General features: G+C 71.8%; 14 protein-coding genes and 1 pseudogene. 7 read left to right on the forward strand and 8 right to left on the reverse strand.

The genetic code is table 11. The annotated features are described in order from the left end of the window. Positions 1-127: 127 nt before the first annotated feature. A complete protein-coding gene (locus tag FHS37_RS01475; protein WP_184817144.1) occupies positions 128-295 on the forward strand; it encodes a hypothetical protein in 168 nt (55 codons plus the stop codon). A gap of 119 nt (positions 296-414) precedes the next feature. Here FHS37_RS01475 and dnaE read toward each other — a convergent pair whose 3' ends face one another. After that, positions 415-3,954 (reverse strand): DNA polymerase III subunit alpha, encoded by a 3,540-nt coding sequence (gene dnaE / locus FHS37_RS01480; RefSeq protein ID WP_184817145.1) that lies wholly within the window; start codon positions 3,952-3,954, stop codon positions 415-417. A 260-nt stretch (positions 3,955-4,214) separates the two neighbouring features. Between dnaE and FHS37_RS01485 the strand changes: the two genes are divergently transcribed. The 5 genes and pseudogenes from FHS37_RS01485 to FHS37_RS01505 all read left to right on the forward strand — a co-directional run. After that, positions 4,215-5,564, forward strand: coding sequence for a DUF2252 domain-containing protein (locus tag FHS37_RS01485; protein ID WP_184817146.1), 1,350 nt, complete (start codon positions 4,215-4,217; stop codon positions 5,562-5,564). Positions 5,565-5,631: 67 nt separating this feature from the next. Next, a complete protein-coding gene (locus tag FHS37_RS01490; protein ID WP_184817147.1) occupies positions 5,632-6,342 on the forward strand; it encodes a hypothetical protein in 711 nt (236 codons plus the stop codon). A 99-nt stretch (positions 6,343-6,441) separates the two neighbouring features. Continuing rightward, entirely contained in the window at positions 6,442-7,254 is an 813-nt protein-coding gene (locus FHS37_RS01495; RefSeq protein WP_184817148.1) for a DsbA family protein, read from the forward strand. A gap of 90 nt (positions 7,255-7,344) precedes the next feature. Further along, a complete protein-coding gene (locus FHS37_RS01500; protein WP_184817149.1) occupies positions 7,345-9,027 on the forward strand; it encodes an alkaline phosphatase D family protein in 1,683 nt (560 codons plus the stop codon). Between the two features lie 149 nt (positions 9,028-9,176). After that, positions 9,177-9,764 (forward strand): annotated as a pseudogene (locus FHS37_RS01505) (SAM-dependent methyltransferase); the annotation flags it as partial. 109 nt (positions 9,765-9,873) lie between these two features. Here FHS37_RS01505 and FHS37_RS01510 read toward each other — a convergent pair. Continuing rightward, positions 9,874-10,449 (reverse strand): dienelactone hydrolase family protein, encoded by a 576-nt coding sequence (locus FHS37_RS01510; RefSeq protein ID WP_184817150.1) that lies wholly within the window; start codon positions 10,447-10,449, stop codon positions 9,874-9,876. Positions 10,450-10,557: 108 nt separating this feature from the next. Between FHS37_RS01510 and FHS37_RS01515 the strand changes: the two genes are divergently transcribed. Then, positions 10,558-11,673, forward strand: a complete 1,116-nt coding sequence (locus FHS37_RS01515; protein WP_184817151.1) for a mechanosensitive ion channel family protein — start codon at positions 10,558-10,560, stop codon at positions 11,671-11,673. Positions 11,674-11,680: 7 nt separating this feature from the next. On the opposite strand, the gene FHS37_RS01520 is transcribed toward FHS37_RS01515, so the two are convergent. The 6 genes from FHS37_RS01520 to FHS37_RS01545 all read right to left on the reverse strand — a co-directional run bounded on the left by FHS37_RS01520 (position 11,681) and on the right by FHS37_RS01545 (position 17,254). Further along, positions 11,681-12,421, reverse strand: a complete 741-nt coding sequence (locus tag FHS37_RS01520; RefSeq protein ID WP_184817152.1) for an SDR family NAD(P)-dependent oxidoreductase — start codon at positions 12,419-12,421, stop codon at positions 11,681-11,683. Between the two features lie 50 nt (positions 12,422-12,471). Continuing rightward, the gene (locus FHS37_RS01525) at positions 12,472-14,058 is read right to left on the reverse strand and encodes a Na+/H+ antiporter (protein ID WP_184817153.1); all 1,587 of its coding nucleotides are present in this window, start codon (positions 14,056-14,058) and stop codon (positions 12,472-12,474) included. Positions 14,059-14,146: 88 nt separating this feature from the next. After that, on the reverse strand, positions 14,147-14,614 hold the full coding sequence (locus FHS37_RS01530; protein WP_184817154.1) for a GNAT family N-acetyltransferase: 468 nt from the start codon (positions 14,612-14,614) through the stop codon (positions 14,147-14,149). Then, a complete protein-coding gene (locus FHS37_RS01535) occupies positions 14,611-15,555 on the reverse strand; it encodes an RluA family pseudouridine synthase (protein WP_184817155.1) in 945 nt (314 codons plus the stop codon). The genes FHS37_RS01530 and FHS37_RS01535 overlap by 4 nt, the downstream gene beginning before the upstream one ends. Positions 15,556-15,609: 54 nt before the next feature. Next, positions 15,610-16,236, reverse strand: coding sequence for a signal peptidase II (lspA, locus tag FHS37_RS01540; protein WP_184817156.1), 627 nt, complete (start codon positions 16,234-16,236; stop codon positions 15,610-15,612). 91 nt (positions 16,237-16,327) lie between these two features. Continuing rightward, complete coding sequence (locus FHS37_RS01545) at positions 16,328-17,254, reverse strand: TraR/DksA family transcriptional regulator (protein ID WP_375372289.1); 927 nt, start codon at positions 17,252-17,254, stop codon at positions 16,328-16,330. Positions 17,255-17,748 lie beyond the last annotated feature (494 nt).

Here is a 17,748-nt window from a genome sequence, read left to right on the forward strand (position 1 = left end):
GCGTTTCCACACTTCTTCCTCCGATCACCCCGATCACACACGGTAATTGTCCGGCATGCGCCTGTTGTCGGGCTATGTGAATCTGGTTCCGGCCCTGGCCCCTAGATCCCCCACAGGAGGCATCACCATGGCCAAGAACAAGAACCGTGACCGGAAGCAGCCGCAGGCCGAGCGCGCCCGCCGGGCGGCACAGCCGGCCGCGATGGAGACGCCGGACGAGCAGCGCACCACGGAGGTCGTGCCCGGCGAGGTCGGGCGCGGCAAGGGCCGGCAGAAGCGCTTCGGCCACAACTGACACCTTCATAAAGGGTTGTTGAGACCCAGGCACACGAAGAGGGGCGCACCCGCCGTCGCCAGCGGGTGTGCCCCTCACACGTGTCCGGCGCACGGCGGCGGACACGCGGCGTCGCCCGCTCAGCCCGCCAGGCAGGAGGGTCCGAGGAGGACCTTCAGATCACCGAAGAGGGCCGGGTCCGGCTTGACCCGGTGCCGGTCCAGACGCAGCACCGTCGTCTTCGTCGGCCCCTGGAGCTTGATCCGGACCTCGCTGTCGCCCTTGTGGTGGGTGAGGATCTCGCCGAGCCGGCTGACCATGGGCGGGGTCACGCGCGTCGCCGGGATGGTGAGGACGACGGGCGCGTTGGTGCCCGCGTTGGACAGGTCGGGAACCATCAGCTCCATCGCCACCAGGCGCGGCACGTCCTCCCGCTTGTCGAGCCGGCCCTTGACGAACACCACGGCGTCCTCGACGAGTTGGGTCGACACCAGTTGGTAGGTCGCCGGGAAGAACATGCACTCGATGGAGCCCGCGAGGTCCTCCACCGTCGCGATCGCCCAGGCGTTGCCCTGCTTGGTCATCTTGCGCTGCAGGCCCGAGATGATGCCGCCGATGGTGACCACCGCGCCGTCGCCGAAGTCGCCGCCGGTGAGCTGGGAGATGCCCGCGTCGGCCTTGTCGGACAGCACGTGCTCCAGGCCGAACAGCGGGTGGTCGGAGACGTAGAGGCCGAGCATCTCCCGTTCCTGGGCGAGCAGGTAGGTCTTGTCCCACTCGTCGTCGGTGAAGGTGACGTCGAGGCCGAAGCCGGGCTCGCTGTTCTCCTCCTCGCCCATGCCGCCGAAGAGGTCGAACTGCCCCTCGGCCTCCTTGCGCTTGACCGCGACCACGTTGTCGATCATCGGCTCGTACTGGGCGGTGAGGCCCTTGCGGGTGTGGCCCAGGGAGTCGAAGGCACCCGCCTTGATCAGCGACTCCGTGGTGCGCTTGTTGCAGACGACCGCGTCGACCTTGTCGAGGTAGTCCGGGAAGGACGTGTACTTCCCCTTGGCCTTGCGGCACTTGATGATCGACTCGACGACGTTGGTGCCGACGTTGCGCACCGCCGACAGGCCGAAGAGGATCACGTCGTCGCCCTGCGCGGCGAAGTTGGCCTCGGACTCGTTGACGTTCGGCGGGAGCACCTTGATGCCCATGCGGCGGCACTCGTTGAGGTAGACGGCCGACTTGTCCTTGTCGTCCTTCACCGAGGTGAGCAGCGCGGCCATGTACTCGGCGGGGTGGTTCGCCTTGAGGTAGGCGGTCCAGTACGACACCAGTCCGTACGCGGCCGAGTGCGCCTTGTTGAAGGCGTAGCCGGCGAAGGGCACCAGCACGTCCCACAGCGCCTGGATGGCCTCGTCGCTGTAGCCGTTCTTGCGGGCGCCGGCCTGGAAGATGACGAAGTTCTTCTCCAGCTCCTCCGGCTTCTTCTTGCCCATCACACGGCGGAGGATGTCGGCCTCGCCGAGCGAGTACCCGGCGATGATCTGGGCGGCCTTCTGCACCTGCTCCTGGTAGACGATCAGGCCGTAGGTGACGTCCAGGACCTCCTTGAGCGGCTCCTCCAGCTCGGGGTGGATGGGCGTGATCTCCTGCTGGCCGTTCTTGCGCAGGGCGTAGTTGGTGTGCGAGTTCATGCCCATCGGGCCCGGCCGGTACAGGGCCGACACGGCGGAGATGTCCTCGAAGTTGTCCGGCTTCATCAGCCGGAGCAGGGAGCGCATCGGGCCGCCGTCGAACTGGAACACGCCGAGGGTGTCGCCGCGCTGGAGCAGATCGAAGGTCGTGGGGTCGTCCAGGGGCAGCGACAGCAGGTCGATGTCGACGCCCTTGTTGGCCTTCACCATCTTGACGGCGTCGTCCATGATGGTCAGGTTGCGCAGGCCCAGGAAGTCCATCTTCAGCAGGCCGAGCGACTCGCAGCTCGGGTAGTCCCACTGCGTGATGGTCACGCCGTCGGTGTGCCTGACCCAGACCGGGACGTGCTCGGTGATGGTCTCGCTGGACATGATCACGCCGGCCGCGTGCACGCCCATCTGCCGGACCAGGCCCTCCACGCCGCGCGCGGTGTCGATGACCTTCTTCACGTCCGGCTCGTTCTCGTACATCGACCGGACCTCGCCCGCCTCCGAGTAGCGGGGGTGGTTCGGGTCGGTGATGCCGGACAGCGGGATGCCCTTGCCGAGGACGTCGGCGGGCATGGCCTTGGTGATGCGGTCGCCCATCGCGTACGGGTAGCCCAGCACGCGCGCGGAGTCCTTGATCGCGTTCTTGGCCTTGATGGTGCCGTAGGTGCCGATCATGGCGACCTTGTCGGCGCCGTACTTCTCCGTCACGTACCGGATCACCTCGACGCGCCGGCGCTCGTCGAAGTCGATGTCGACGTCGGGCATGGAGATGCGCTCGGGGTTGAGGAACCGCTCGAAGATCAGGCCGTGCGGGATCGGGTCGAGGTCGGTGATGCCGAGGGCGTAGGCGACGATCGAGCCGGCCGCGGAGCCCCGGCCGGGGCCGACCGCGATGCCCTGCTTCTTCGCCCACATGATGAAGTCGGCGACGACGAGGAAGTAGCCCGGGAAGCCCATCGAGATGATGGTGTCCATCTCGTACTCGACCTGCTTCATGCGGTCGTCCGGGATGCCGTCCGGGAAGCGGCGGTGCATGCCGCGCATGGTCTCCTCGCGGAACCAGCTGACCTCGGTGTACCCCTCCGGGATGTCGAACTTCGGCATCAGGTCGCGCTTGACGAACATGCCCGTGGTGTCGACCATCTCGGCGATCAGCCGGGTGTTGGCACAGCCCTGCTGCCAGGCGTCCGAGGAGTCGATGGCGTACATCTCCTCGGTGGACTTCAGGTAGTAGCCGGTGCCGTCGAACTTGAAGCGGTCGGGGTCGGAGAGGTTCTTGCCGGTCTGGATGCACAGCAGCGCGTCGTGGGCGCCCGCCTCGTGCGCGTACGTGTAGTGCGAGTCGTTGGTGACCAGCGGGGGGATGCCGAGCTTCCGGCCGATCTCCAGCAGTCCGTCGCGGACCCGGTGCTCGATCTCGATGCCGTGGTCCATCAGCTCCAGGAAGTAGCGGTCCTTGCCGAAGATGTCCTGGTAGTCGGCGGCCGCCTTGAGGGCCTCGTCGAAGTGGCCGAGGCGCAGCCGGGTCTGCACCTCGCCGGAGGGGCAGCCGGTGGAGGCCACGATGCCCTCGGACCACTTCGCGATGGTCTCCTTGTCCATCCGGGGCCACTTCTGCAGCCAGCCCTCGGCGTACGCGTCGGAGGAGAGCCGGAAGAGGTTGTGCAGGCCGGTGCTGTTCACCGCCCACATCGTCTTGTGGGTGTAACCGCCGGAACCGGAGACGTCGTCCCGCTTCTGGTGCGGCTGGCCCCACTGGATCTTGCGCTTGTTCCGCCGGGACTCGGGCGCGACGTACGCCTCGATCCCGATGATCGGGGTGACCCCGGCCTTCTGCGCGGAGTGGAAGAAGTCGTACGCCCCGTGCAGGTTGCCGTGGTCGGACATGGCGATGTGCGTCATGCCCATCTCGTTGCAGGCGTTGAACATGTCCTTCAGCCGCGCGGCACCGTCCAGCAGCGAGTACTGGGTGTGGACGTGCAGGTGCGTGAACGGCGGCTTTGACACGGTGCGGCCTCCAAAGGTGAACGCTGTGGCGCGGAGCGCCTCGGTGAGGGGCGGTGGTCGGGTGACGGGAGGGCTGCTGGTGACGGGTGGGTGGGCAGTCTGGTGGTCAGCGTCGAAGTCTATGCCCCGGCACTGACACTCCGGGGGCGTCCCGGCGTACCTTCGGGCGGGGCGCGGGCACTCCCGTGACCCTTCACACGTTAGGCGTCAGGACGGACCAGCCGTCCGACGAGACGTCCCGCACCAGGAGGCACCCAGCGATGCCGGTCCCGCAGCTCGACGACGAGCACCGCGGCGAGGAGATCCTCGCCGTCCTCGACACCGCCTTCGGCGAGCTCCTGGCCGCCGACCCGGCCGCGTTCCGGGTGAAGTTCCGGAAGATGGCGGCCTCGGCGTTCGCGTTCTACCGGGGGACGGCGTGCCTCTTCTACCACGACCTGGACGCCGAGGGCGGCGGACGGGGCGACGGGAGGACGTACAGCGGCCCCTACCTGGACGACCGGACGTCCCGGGTGTGGATCCACGGCGATCTGCACGCGGAGAACTTCGGCACGTACATGGACTCCAACGGCCGCCTGGTGTTCAACGTCAACGACTTCGACGAGGCCTACGTCGGCCCCTTCACCTGGGACCTCAAGCGCTTCGCCGCCTCCGTGGCGCTGATCGGCTACGCGAAGGCGCTCAGCGACGCGCAGATCACCGAGCTGGTGCAGATCTACGCCGCCGCCTACCGGGAGCGCGTCCACGCGCTGGCCACGGGCGCGAAGAGCGACGAGGTGCCGCCGTTCACGCTGGACACCGCCCAGGGCCCGCTGCTCGACGCGCTGCGCGACGCCCGCTCGCTGACCCGGTTCGGGCTGCTGGACTCGATGACCGAGATCCGCGACTTCGAGCGCCGCTTCGCCGCCGGCGGCGGCGCGGTCGAGCTGGACGCCGCCACCCGCTACAAGGTGCTCGCCGCCTTCGACGGCTACCTGGAGACGCTGCCGGACGCCTCCCTGGCCCGCCCGGACTCCTACCGCGTGAAGGACGTCGTGGGCCGTCGCGGCATCGGCATCGGCTCGGCCGGGCTGCCGTCGTACAACATCCTGCTGGAGGGCCACAGCGACGCCCTGGAGAACGACGTCGTGATCTACATCAAGCAGGCCCAGACCCCGGCCGTCTCCCGGCACATCCCCGACCAGGCGATCCGGGACTACTTCCAGCACGAGGGCCACCGCACGGTGATCTCCCAGCGCGCGCTGCAGGCGCACGCCGACCCGTGGCTGGGCTGGACCGAGCTGGACGGCGCGGGCCAGCTGGTCGCCGAGGTCTCGCCGTACGCCGTGGACCTGGACTGGAACGACATCGACGAGCCCGAGGAGATCGCCCAGGTCGTCGCCGACCTCGGCCGGGCCACGGCGACGATGCACGCGGCGGCGGACGACACCTCCGGCGAGTCCCTGGTGCCCTTCTCCACCGAGCGGGCCATCGACGCGGCGATCGCGGCCGACGAGGAGGGCCTCGCCCCGCTGCTGGTCGACTTCGCGCACTCCTACGGCGCACGCGCGCGCGGCGACCACCAGATCTTCCTGGACCTGTTCCGCAACGGCAGGATCCCGGGGTTGTAACCCTCCTCACGCTCACAGGGACCCTTTAGGGTTCCTTTACCGGAGCCCGTGACAGACTTTCCCCGCGATGGACATATCCGGAACCCACTTCAGAGCCGTCCGCGCGGCGCTGTTCACGGCGGTGGTCGTGACGCTCAGCACCGCGTCGCACGTGCTGCTGTCCGGGGCTCCGCTGCCTTTGAACACGGTGGCCGCGATCGCCGCCGCCGTGTTCGCCCTGGCGTACGCCCTGGCGGGGCGGGAGCGGTCCTTCGGGCGGATCGCCGCCCTGCTGATCCCGCTGGAGCTGGCCGCCGACACCGTCTTCACCACCGGCCAGCACGTCTGCTACGGCCGGATGGGCGGCCCGGTCGCGGGCCCGCTGCGCTCCTTCGGCTTCGACGTGCTGTGCGGCGACGGCACCAGCGTGGGCGCACCGCTCGCCCGCGTGACCGGCGCCGCCGCCGAGGGCGGCGACCGGCCGGTGGTCCTGCTCGCCCACGCCGATCCGGCCACCGCCTGGATGCTGCTCGGCGCGCACATCGGCGTCGGCCTGTGCGCCGCCGCCTGGCTGCGCCGCGGCGAGCGGGCGCTGGCCCAGCTGCTCGGCGCGGTGGCGGCGACGGCTTCGACGGCGGTCCGGCCGCTGCTGCTCGCGGTCTCGGCGGTGACGGGCCGCGAGGCCCCGGAGGTCCGCCGGCCCGCTCTCCCGGTCCGCGAGGCCCCCACGGCCCGGACCCGGATCCTCGTGCACTCCCTGGGACGGCGTGGCCCGCCGTGCTCCGCCGCCCTCGTCTGAGGCGATCCCCCGCCCCGGCACCGGCGGCACCCCGAGCACGAGCAGTCCCCCTACCCATCCCGCACACGACCGTGTGCGTCCCCCGTGGAGAACATCACCATGAGCAAGCGGAACAGCCAGGCGGCGAAGACGGCGGCCCGAGAGCGCCTGCGCGCGGAGCGCGAGCGCCAGGCCAAGCGCGAGAAGGTCAAGCGGCAGGTCGTCGTCGCCTGCTCCGTCGTCGGTGTCCTGGCGGTGGCCGGCGGCATCGGCTACGCCGTCGTCCAGGGCAACAAGCCCGGCTACTGGGAGGCCGCGCAGGACGACAAGCTCGTCAAGCCGGCCAACTCCAGCGGTGAGAACGGCACGACCGTCGTCATCGGCGAGTCCGACGCCAAGAAGACCCTGGAGCTGTACGAGGACCCGCGCTGCCCGGTCTGCGCCACGTTCGAGCAGAGCGTCGGCAAGACGATCGAGAAGGACGTCGAGGACGGCAAGTACAAGATCCGCTTCGTCGGCGCCTCGTTCCTCGACCGCGGTCTGGGCGGTGAGGGCTCCAAGAACGCCCTGAGCGCCCTGGGCGCCGCGCTGAACGTCGGCCCCGAGGCGTTCCTCGCCTACAAGTCCGCGCTGTACTCGGCCGAGCACCACCCCGCGGAGAGCGAGGACAAGTTCAAGGACGACTCGTACCTGATCGAGGTCGCGAACACGGTCGACGACCTGAAGGGCAACAAGCAGTTCCAGAAGGACGTCAAGGACGGCACCTTCGACAAGTGGGCGCTGGAGATGTCCGAGACGTTCGACGACAGCGGTGTCGAGGGCACGCCGACGCTGAAGATGGACGGCAAGCAGCTCACCGGTTCCAACGGCAAGAACGCCCCCATGACGGTGGAGGAGTTCAACACGGCCATCGACAAGGCCCTCAAGGGCTGACCCCCGGTCGGTCGACCGCACGCTGAAGAGCGGGCGAACTTTGGCGAGTTCGCCCGCTCTCGCGTGTACCTGTCAGTAATCTGATCGGCTGTGACCAGTCGACACAGATCATCCGAGAGCACCGTCTCCGCCACCGCGGACACCGACTCCCTTTCCCCGCGCCGCCGCACGGTGGTCAAGGCAGCCGCCGCCACCGCGGTGCTGACCGGACCGCTCGCCGCGTCCCTGCCCGCCCGGGCGGCGGCGCAGGCCCCCGCCTTCCTGCACGGCGTGGCCTCCGGCGACCCGCTGCCGGACGGCGTCCTGCTGTGGACCCGCGTGACGCCGACGCCGGAGGCGATACCCGGCTCCGGGCTCGGCCCGGACACCGAGGTGAGCTGGACCGTCGCCCGGGACAGGGCGTTCACCGACGTCGTCGCGAAGGGCTCGACGCTCGCCACCGCCGCCTCCGACCACACCGTCAAGGCGGACATCCGCGGCCTGCGGCCGGCCACCGACTACTGGTTCCGCTTCTCCGCCGGCGGCACCGACTCCCCCGTCGCCCGCACCCGCACCGCCCCGGCCGCCGACGCCGCCGTGACCGGACTGCGCTTCGGCGTGGTCTCCTGCTCCAACTGGGAGGCCGGCCGCTTCTCGGCGTACCGCCACCTCGCGGCACGGGGCGACCTGGACGCCTGGCTGCACCTGGGCGACTACGTCTACGAGTACGGCACCGGCGAGTACGGCGCCCGCGACCGGGTCGTCCGCCCGCACGCACCCGCCCACGAGATCGTCACCCTCGCCGACTACCGCGTCCGGCACGCGCAGTACAAGACGGACCCGGACCTCCAGGCCCTGCACGCCAAGGCGCCGGTCATCGCGATCTGGGACGACCACGAGATCGCCAACGACACCTGGTCGGGCGGCGCCGAGAACCACACCGAGGGCGCCGAGGGCACCTGGGCCGCGCGCCAAGCCGCCGCCAAGCGGGCCTACTTCGAGTGGATGCCGGTGCGTCCCGCGCTCGCCGGCACCACCTACCGCCGGCTGCGCTTCGGCAGGCTCGCCGACCTGTCCCTGCTGGACCTGCGCTCCTTCCGCTCCCCGCAGGTCTCCCTCGGCGACGGAGAGGTCGACGACCCGGACCGCACGCTCACCGGCCGTGCCCAACTGGACTGGCTGAAGGCGGGCCTGACGGCGTCCGACACCACCTGGCGGCTGGTCGGCACCTCGGTGATGATCTCGCCGTTCGCGCTCGGTTCCCTCCCCGCGCACCTCCTGAAGCCGCTCGCCGAGCTGCTCGGCCTGCCGCGGGAGGGCCTCGCCCTCAACACCGACCAGTGGGACGGCTACACCGACGACCGCCGCGAGCTCCTCGCCCACCTGCGTGCGAACGCCGTCCGCAACACGGTCTTCCTCACCGGCGACATCCACATGGCGTGGGCCAACGACGTGCCGGTGAACGCCGCCACCTACCCGCTGTCGCCCTCGGCCGCCACGGAGTTCGTGGTCACCTCGGTCACCTCCGACAACCTGGACGACATCGTCAAGGTCCCCGAGGGCACCGTCTCCGCGATCGCCTCACCGCTGATCAAGGCCGCCAACCGGCACGTCCGCTGGGTGGACACCGACCGCCACGGCTACGGCGTCCTGGACATCACCGCCGAGCGGGCGCAGATGGACTACTACGTCCTGTCCGACCGCACGGACCCGGACGCCACGGCCGAGTGGGCCCGCTCCTACCGCACGCGCAGCGGCACGCAGAAGGTCGAGCGCACCCACGATCCGGTCTGATCCCTGGTCCCTGACCTCTGCCCTCCTGCGCCCCCTGTGGCCGGAAGCGGGCGGTCGACCGGGGCCGTGAGACCCGGGTGTGGGGGTTTCACGGCCGGTCCGCCTACGTCGGGCGCACCGGTCGCCGCCCGCCCACGGGAGGCCCGTCCGTGTCGGAGGACACCACCCAGGACCGTGCCGGGCTCGGGACGCGCGCCCGGATCGATACGACCGAGCCGCACTCGGCGCGCTTCTGGAACCACTTCGTCGGCGGCGAGGACCACTACGAGGTCGACCGGGAGGTGGGGGATCAGATCAAGGACGTCTTCCCCGGGCCGAACGACCCCGTCGTCCTCACCCACGCGGATGCCCTGCTCACCAGCACGCCGGAGGGCGGGACCGCGTACCTGGACGCCGATCCGCACGACCCCGAGGCCGTGCTGCGGGCCGCCGCCGGGACGCCCGGCCCCTCCCGGCCGGTCGCCCTGATGATCCTCTAACACGCTCGGTCACGTACCCGACCGGGAGGCGGCCCGCGACCTGGTGCGCCGGCTCATGGCGGGGCTCCCCCGGGCAGCCATCTGGTGATCAGCGACGGTACGGCCACCAGCGAGGGCGTGATCGCGGCCTCCGAGGCGCACAACGCGAGCGGCGCGGTGCCGTACCACGTGCGCAGCGTCGAGGAGATCACCGGGCTCCTCGAAGGGCTGGAGCTGGTGGGGCCCGGGGCCGTGCGGGTGCCCGAGTGGCGGCCGGAGGCCGGGGAACCGGGCGGGAGCGGCGCGCCCGTGGACGCCTACTGCGGGGTGGCGCGCAAGGCGCAGCCCGGCCGGCGGCTCCCGGCCGTCCGTCACCGTCCCGCCGGGATCAGGCCTCCAGGGAGTCGAGGAAGCCGAGCGCCACCCGCCAGGTGGCCTCGGCGGCCTCCTCGTCCCAGTCCGGCAGGTCGGGATCGGTGTAGAGGTGGCCGGCCCCGGCGTACCGGTACACCTCGACGTCGGCCCCCGCCCGGCCCATCTGCAGGTACCAGGCACTGAGCCAGTCGTCGGTCTCGAACGGGTCCGGCTCCGCGACGTGCAGCTGCACCGGCAGGTCGTCCACCGAGGCGTTCGCCGCGATGTCGGAGGTGCCGTGCAGGAGCAGCAGTCCCCGCGCCCTGTCGTCGCCCAGCGCCAGCGTCTGGGCGACGGAGGCGCCGAAGGAGAACCCGGCGTACACCAGCCCCCGCTCCGAGTAGGGCGCGGCGGCCAGCACGGCCCGCTTCAGCAGTTCCTCCTTGCCGATCTCCTCCTTGTACGCCATGCCCTCCTCGGCCGTGTCGAACGTACGGCCCTCGAAGAGGTCGGGCGTCCAGACCTCGTGTCCGGCCGCGCGCAGCCGGTCCGCGGCCCGGTCCACCGCGGGCCGCAGACCGTAGGTCGAGTGAAAGAGCATGATGTTCATGCGTCCCATCGTGCCAGCCCGGTGTGACGGCGTCGGATCGCGGCAGTACCCACGGGCGTGCGGAAGTCACATGTTCGTCCCCGCCCCGGGCCGGTTAGGTTCGAGGGCATGGATGACGTGCTCCGCCCGCTGACCGTGGTCGGCGGCTCGGTCGTGCTCACGCTGCTGCTCGGCTGGGCCACCGACCTGCTGCTGCGCAAGGCCGACGAACGCCACCACGAGACCCCGCTGTGGGGGCTGCTCCGCCGCGCTCGTGTCCCCTACCAACTGGTGCTCTGCACGGCCCTGCTCAGAGGGTCCTACGTGGAGGCCCGGCTGTTCCCGGACCACCGGGTCGGCATCGGCCGCACGCTGACCCTGGTGCTGATCGGGTCGGCCGCCTGGCTGGTGATCCGGATCGCGGCCGCGGTCGTCGAGACGTCGTACACCCGGTACGCCAACGCCCGTTCCCACCGCGACCCGGCACGGGTCCGCCGGGTGCGCACCCAGGTGACGCTGATCCGGCGGGTGGTCTCGGCGATCGTCGGGGTGGTGGCGGTGGCCGCGATGCTGCTGACCTTCCCCGCGATGCGGGCGGCCGGAGCCTCGCTGCTGGCCTCGGCCGGCATCCTCGGCATCGTCGCCGGCGTCGCCGCCCAGTCCACGCTGGGCAACATGTTCGCCGGGCTGCAGATCGCCTTCGGCGACATGGTGCGCATCGGGGACACGGTCGTGGTGGACGGCGAGTGGGGCACGGTCGAGGAGATCACGCTGACCTTCCTGACCGTCCGCACCTGGGACGAGCGCCGGATCACCATGCCGGTGTCGTACTTCACGTCCAAGCCGTTCGAGAACTGGTCGCGCGGCACGCCGCAGATGACCGGCACCGTCTTCTGGCACCTCGACCACTCGGCCCCGCTGGAGGCGATGCGCGACAGGCTCCGCGACATCCTGCGGGAGTGCCCGGCCTGGGACGGCCGCGCCTACAACCTGACCGTGACGGACAGCACGCCCAGCACCATGGAGGTGCGGGCCCTGGTGACGGCCAAGGACGCCGACGACATATGGACGGTGCGGGTGGAGGTCCGCGAGCGGATGATCCGCTGGCTGGCCGACGAGCACCCGTACGCCCTGCCCCGGGTCAACACGGCGGACGCGGTGCCGCCGCCGGGCCTCGACGGCCACCGCTCCCCCCGCGGGATACCGGCGGCCCGCCGGGTGCACAGCCACCCGAGGGAGCGCTGACCGGCCCTCAGTGACCCCGTTCGGCGCCGCCGTTGACCTGGACGATCTGCGAGGTGATGTGCGCGGCGCCGTGGGACGCGAGCCAGTGCAGGGTCGCGGCCACGTCCCCGGGCGCCCCGGCCCGGCCGGTCGAGGTCTCGGCGACGAGCCGCGCCCGCCGTTCCTCCTCCATCGCGCCGCCGAAGAACCCGGTGTCCTCGACGTAACCGGGTGCGACCGCGTTCACGGTGATCCCGCGCGGCCCCAACTGCCGGGCGAGGTCGTGGACGTACGGGTGCAACGCCGCCTTGGCCGCCGCGTACGCCCCGCTGCCGGACCCCCGGTACGCGGCGATGGAGCTGAGGAAGAGCACCCGCCCGCCCGGTTCGGCGAGCCGCTCCTTCAGCGCCTCGGTGAGCAGCACGGCGGTCAGCGTGTTCAGCCGGAAGTTGACGGTCCAGTCGTGCGCGACGGCTTCGAGCGGATCGCCGCCTCCGGCGGGCGGCTCCAGCATCCCGTTGCCCCCGGCGCTGTGGACCAGCACGTCCACGGTCCCGAACTCCCGCGCCACGAAGCCGGCGACGCCGCGCACCGCCGCCGGATCGCTCAGATCGGCCGCGTACGTCGACGCCCCCGGCACCTCGGCCTTCTCCAGGACCTCGGCCCGCCGCCCGAGCAGCAGCACCCGGTCCCCGTCCCTGGCGAATGCCTGTGCCGCGGCAAGCCCGATCCCCGTACCGCCACCACTGATCACCACGTTGCGAGTCATGGTGAGATCCTACGAACGGAAACCCGCCGACGGCGCCGAACGCGGGGGACTCACCGCAGACTCCGCACGTCCAGGTGGCGCAGCACCCGGTCCACCACCTCGGGATCGGCCCCCGCCTCGCTCCGCGCCGCCAGCACCTCGTGCCGCGCGGCGCTCAGCATCTCCCCCTCGATCCGCCGCACCCGCCTCAGCCGCAGCGCGCGCTGCCGGTACGCCTCCCGCCGCTCGTCCTCGGCCACCTCCGGGCTGATCCGCACCCCGATGTCGAACGACCTGCGCAGCATCTGCTCGGACAGCTCCTCCGGCAGGTCCTCGACCTCCTCGATCTCCCGCAGCCGCCGCTTCGCCGCCTTCGCCGCCCGCACCGCCAGCTGCCGCTCGAGCTCCTTCTCCCGCCCGGCGTCGCCCCGCACCCCCAGCCGGTTCACCAGCCACGGCAGGGTCAGTCCCTGCACCAGCAGTGTCGCCATGACCACGCCGAACGCGATGAAGACGATCTCGCTCCGGGCGGGGAAGGGGTCTCCGGCACCGGTCTCCAGCGGAATGGCGAGGGCCAGCGCGACGGAGGCCACCCCGCGCATCCCCGACCACCACATCACCACGGTCTCGCGCCAGCTCACCGGGATCTCCTCGCCGACGTCCCGCGCGGTGTGCAGCCGCTTCGTCAGCCAGGTCGCCGGCAGCAGCCACGCCAGCCGGACGAGGACGACCACGCCCACGACCGCCGCCGCCCAGACGAGCAGCTCGCCCCAGTGGCCGGCCGCGGTCCGGACCGCGTTGTGCAGTTCGAGACCGACCAGCCCGAAGGCGACACCGGTGACGAGGGTGTCCACGATGTCCCAGAAGGTGTGCCCGGCGAGCCGGGTCATGACGTCGTCGGCGTCGGTGGCGTACTCCACGAGGAACAGCGCGGTGGTGAGCACCGCGAGCACCCCCGAGCCGTGCAGCTCCTCGGCCAGGACGTAGGAGGCGAACGGCACCAGCAGCGTCAGGGCGATCTGCAGGGTCGGGTCGCCGAGCAGTCCCATCAGCTTGTTGGCGCCCCAGCCGAGGGCGAGCCCGACCGCGACCGCCACCACGGCCGACAGCACCAGGTCCAGTCCGGCCCGCCAGGGCGAGAAGGTGCCGCTCACGGCGGCGGCGATCGCCACGTGGTACAGGACGATGGCCGTGACGTCGTTGAACAGCCCCTCGCCCTCCAGGATGGACACCAGCCGGCGCGGCAGCCCCAGCTTCCCGGCGACGGCGGTCGCCGCGACCGGGTCGGGCGGCGCGACCAGGGCGCCGAGGGCGACGGCGGCGGCCAGCGGCAGCCCCGGCACGATCGCGTGGGCGACGACGGCCACGCACAGGGTGGTGACGAAGACCAGCGCCACGGCCAGCAGGAGGATCGGTCTGACGTTCGCCGCGAACTGGCGCCAGGACGTCCGGCGCACGGCCGCGTAGAGCAGGGGCGGCAGCAGCAGCGGCAGGATCAGGTCCGGCGGGACGTCGACGTTCGGGACGAACTCCAGCAGCGCCAGGACGATCCCGAGGACCGTCATCAGCACCGGCGCCGGCAGCCCCAGCCGCTCCCCGACGGGAACGCTCACCACGGCCCCGAGCAGCAGGGCGAACAACAGGGCCAACTGATCCACGGTCAGTGCTCCCGGAGGGTCGACGATCGGCCGGCGGACCTCCAGCCTGCCACGCCGCCGCCCTCACCAGGCCGTTCGCGGCCTCCGGTTACAGGACGCGCCGCATGGCCCGGTGCGGTATCCCCGCGTCCGGGAACTCGGGTCCGTAGGCCGTGTACCCCAGCCGCTCGTAGAAACCCAGGGCGTGGGTCTGCGCGTGCAGGTCGACGGCGGTGAGGCCGCGCGCGCGGGCCGCCTCCTCGACGGCCCGCACCAGCGCCGCCCCGACCCCGAGTCCGCGTGCCCGGCGGGTCACCGCGAGCCGTCCGAGGGCCCCGGTCCCCGGGTCGCCGCCGTTCTTCGCTGCGGCGGCCTCGCCGTGCAGCAGCCGTCCGGTGCCGAGCGGTACGCCGTCCTCCCGGACCGCCAGCACGTGCACGGCGCCGGCGTCGTACGCGTCGTACTCGATGTCCTCCGGGACGCCCTGCTCGGCGACGAAGACCTCCTTGCGCACCGCGAAGCACGCCTCGCGGTCGGCGGGGTCCGCCGCTTCCCTGACCACGTAGGAGAGGCTCATGCGTAGGTCTCCTCCCGGACCCGGTCCAGCGCCTCCTGCAGGTCCTCGGGGTAGTCGCAGGAGAACTCCACCCACCGGCCGTCCCCGGGGTGCTCGAAGCCGAGGCGCACCGCGTGCAGCCACTGGCGGGTGAGGCGGAGCCGCTTGGCGAGCGTGGGGTCGGCGCCGTAGGTCAGGTCGCCGACGCAGGGGTGGCGGTGGGCGGCCATGTGGACGCGGATCTGGTGGGTGCGGCCGGTCTCCAGCTTGACGTCGAGGAGGGAGGCGGCGCGGAAGGCCTCGATGAGGTCGTAGTGCGTGACGGACGGCTTGCCCTCCGCGGTGACCGCCCACTTGTAGTCGTGCTGCGGGTGGCGGCCGATGGGGGCGTCGATGGTGCCGCTGGTGGGGTCGGGGTGGCCCTGGACGAGCGTGTGGTAGCGCTTGTCGACCGTGCGCTCCTTGAACTGGCGCTTCAGCGACGTGTACGCGTACTCCGACTTGGCGACCACCATCAGGCCGGAGGTGCCGACGTCGAGGCGGTGCACGATGCCCTGGCGCTCGGCGGCGCCGGAGGTCGAGATGCGGTACCCGGCGGCGGCGAGGCCGCCGATCACGGTCGGACCGGTCCAGCCCGGCGAGGGGTGGGCGGCGACCCCGACGGGCTTGACGATCACGACCACGTCGTCGTCGTCGTGCACGATCTCCATGCCCTCGACCGGCTCGGCGACGACCTGCACCGGCGCGGGTGCCTGCGGCATCTCGACCTCGAGCCAGGCACCGCCGCTCACCCGCTCCGACTTGCCGACCACCGACCCGTCGACGGTGACCTTCCCCGCGGTGGCGAGCTCGGCCGCCTTGGTGCGGGAGAAGCCGAACATGCGGGAGATGGCGGCGTCGACGCGCTCGCCCTCCAGGCCGTCGGGCACGGGCAGGGTACGGATCTCGGGAATCGTGCTCACCCGTCGAGTATGCCGGACGGGTCCGGCACTCCCGTACGAGAGCCCTCGGGGCCCTCAGTCCTTGTGGACGGTCCCGTCCGGGTCGAGGCCCCGGAACGACAGCAGCACGATCAGGATGCCGCCGCACACGATCGCCGAGTCGGCCAGGTTGAACACGGCGAAGTGCTTGGGCGCGATGAAGTCGACGACCGCCCCCTCGAAGACGCCCGGGGACCGGAAGATCCGGTCGGTGAGGTTGCCGAGGGCGCCGCCGAGCAACAGGCCGAGCGCGATCGCCCAGGGCAGGCTGTAGAGCTTGCGGGCGAGCCGGATGATCACCACGATCACGGCTGCCGCGATCACCGTGAAGATCACGGTGAAGGCCTCGCCGAAGCCGAAGGCCGCGCCCGCGTTGCGGATCGCCTCGAACCTCAGCCAGTCCCCGACGATCTCGATGGGCTCGTGGTGCTCCAGCTTGGCGACCACGATCATCTTGCTGATCAGATCGAGGGCGTAGGCGAAGGCGGCGACGGCGAACAGCACGGCGACGCGCCGCTTGCCGCGGGGCCGCTCGGCCTCCGCCACCGTCCCCTCGGCGCCGGCCCCGGGGGCGCCGCCCGCGTGGGCGTCGTCCCGCTCCTGCCCGTCCCGGTCCGCGTCCGGGGTGTCCGGCGTACCGATGATGCGCTCCGCCTCTGCCACGTGAGTCCCTCAACCTAGGTGCCTGACTGAGGACGAGGGTACGACACGCCCCGCACGGCCTCCGTGCTCAGGAGGCACACGGGGGCGATCGCTAACGGCGTTCCTGCTTCTGCTTGCACTCGACGCACAGGGTGGCCCGGGGGAAGGCCTGCATGCGGGCCTTGCCGATGGGGTTGCCGCAGTTCTCGCACAGGCCGTAGGTGCCGGCGTCCAGGCGCTGCAGGGCCCGCTCGGACTGGGTGAGCATCTCGCGCGCGTTGGCGGCGAGCGCCAGCTCGTGCTCGCGCGTGATGTTCTTGGTGCCGGTGTCGGCGTCGTCGTCGCCCGCGCCGTCGCCGGAGTCCCGCATGAGACCGGCCAGCGACTGCTCGGACGAGCTGATCTCGTCGCGCAGCCGCGTCACCTCGGCCATCAGCCCGGACCGCGCCTCCTCGACCTCTTCCGGCGTCCAGGGATCCTCGCCCGGCCGCACCGCGAGGTCGCCCGGCTCCGCCGCGGCGATCCGTGCCTTGGGCACGGCGGTCTTCGCCGCCGTGGCCGTGCCAGGGGTCTTCTTCGCACCCACCGTCGTCGCTCCCGTCTGCGTCGCGGCCTCGGCCGCACCCGCGTCAGTGGCCGTGTCACGCCCGGCCATGTCCTGTGTGCCCCCGCTGTTCCTGGTGGTGCCCTTGCCCTTTCCCCCCGTGCCCCCCGCGCTCCGGACGGCGGCCCTCTTGCCGCCCCCGCGCCCGCCCCCCTCGTCGGCACCACCGGTCTCCCCGACCGCGGCCCTCCTGCCCGGCGCGGCCCCGACCGCGCCCTTCTCCGTCGCCGCCCTCCGGACCGGCGCCTCCTCCACCGGGACAGCCCCGGCGGACGTCTCCTTCGCCGCGGCCTTCCCGGCCGACGTCCTCCCGGCCGCGGCCCCCTCCGGCGGCGCGGCTCCGGCCGCCGTCCTCCTCGCCGTCTTCCCGGCCGCGCGCTTCTGCGCCGCCGCCTGCCCAGCGGACGCACCACCGGACGGCGCCTTCCCCCTCACCGACCCGGCCTTCCCGGCCGACGCCTCCTTCGCGCGCCTCCCGGCCGACGCAGCCTTCCCGGCCGGCCCCTTCCCCGTCGCCGCAGCCCCGACGGCGGACTTCCCGGCCGCGGACTTCCCGGCCGCGGACTTCCCGGCCGCGGACTTCTGCGGCGGCGCGGCTCCGGGCGTCGTCCTCCTCGTCGCCGGCCTGCCGTCGGCGGGCTCCTTCGCCCCGTTCCCGGCAACCGGCGCCTTCTCCGTGCGCTTCGTGCCGCTCGGGCCGGCCGCGGGCCCCCGCACCCGCTTCGCGGGCTTCGCCGCGCCCCCCACCGCACCCCGGGTGCTCTTCCGCCCGTCCACGCCCTCGACCGCACCGCCGGCGGCCTCCGCACGGGGCGCGCTGCCGCCGGCACGTCCGGGCCCACCGGACGCCGACTGCTGTACGGCGGTCTTCTTCGCCACCATGGTCGCAGCCCCTTCACATATTGTGATCTTGCGCGTGAATCGTGCTG

It is taken from the genome of Streptomyces griseomycini (assembly GCF_014203535.1).
Lineage (GTDB): Bacteria > Actinomycetota > Actinomycetes > Streptomycetales > Streptomycetaceae > Streptomyces > Streptomyces griseomycini.

Excerpts from the sequence above, each read along its gene's own strand:
- FHS37_RS01530 (WP_184817154.1), bottom strand. The coding sequence starts at position 14,614 with ATGAGCCTCTCCTACGTGGTCAGGGAAGCGGCGGACCCCGCCGACCGC.
- FHS37_RS01475 (WP_184817144.1), top strand. The coding sequence starts at position 128 with ATGGCCAAGAACAAGAACCGTGACCGGAAGCAGCCGCAGGCCGAGCGC.
- FHS37_RS01510 (WP_184817150.1), bottom strand. The coding sequence starts at position 10,449 with ATGAACATCATGCTCTTTCACTCGACCTACGGTCTGCGGCCCGCGGTG.
- FHS37_RS01520 (WP_184817152.1), bottom strand. The coding sequence starts at position 12,421 with ATGACTCGCAACGTGGTGATCAGTGGTGGCGGTACGGGGATCGGGCTT.
- FHS37_RS01485 (WP_184817146.1), top strand. The coding sequence starts at position 4,215 with ATGCCGGTCCCGCAGCTCGACGACGAGCACCGCGGCGAGGAGATCCTC.
- FHS37_RS01495 (WP_184817148.1), top strand. The coding sequence starts at position 6,442 with ATGAGCAAGCGGAACAGCCAGGCGGCGAAGACGGCGGCCCGAGAGCGC.
- FHS37_RS01490 (WP_184817147.1), top strand. The coding sequence starts at position 5,632 with ATGGACATATCCGGAACCCACTTCAGAGCCGTCCGCGCGGCGCTGTTC.
- FHS37_RS01515 (WP_184817151.1), top strand. The coding sequence starts at position 10,558 with ATGGATGACGTGCTCCGCCCGCTGACCGTGGTCGGCGGCTCGGTCGTG.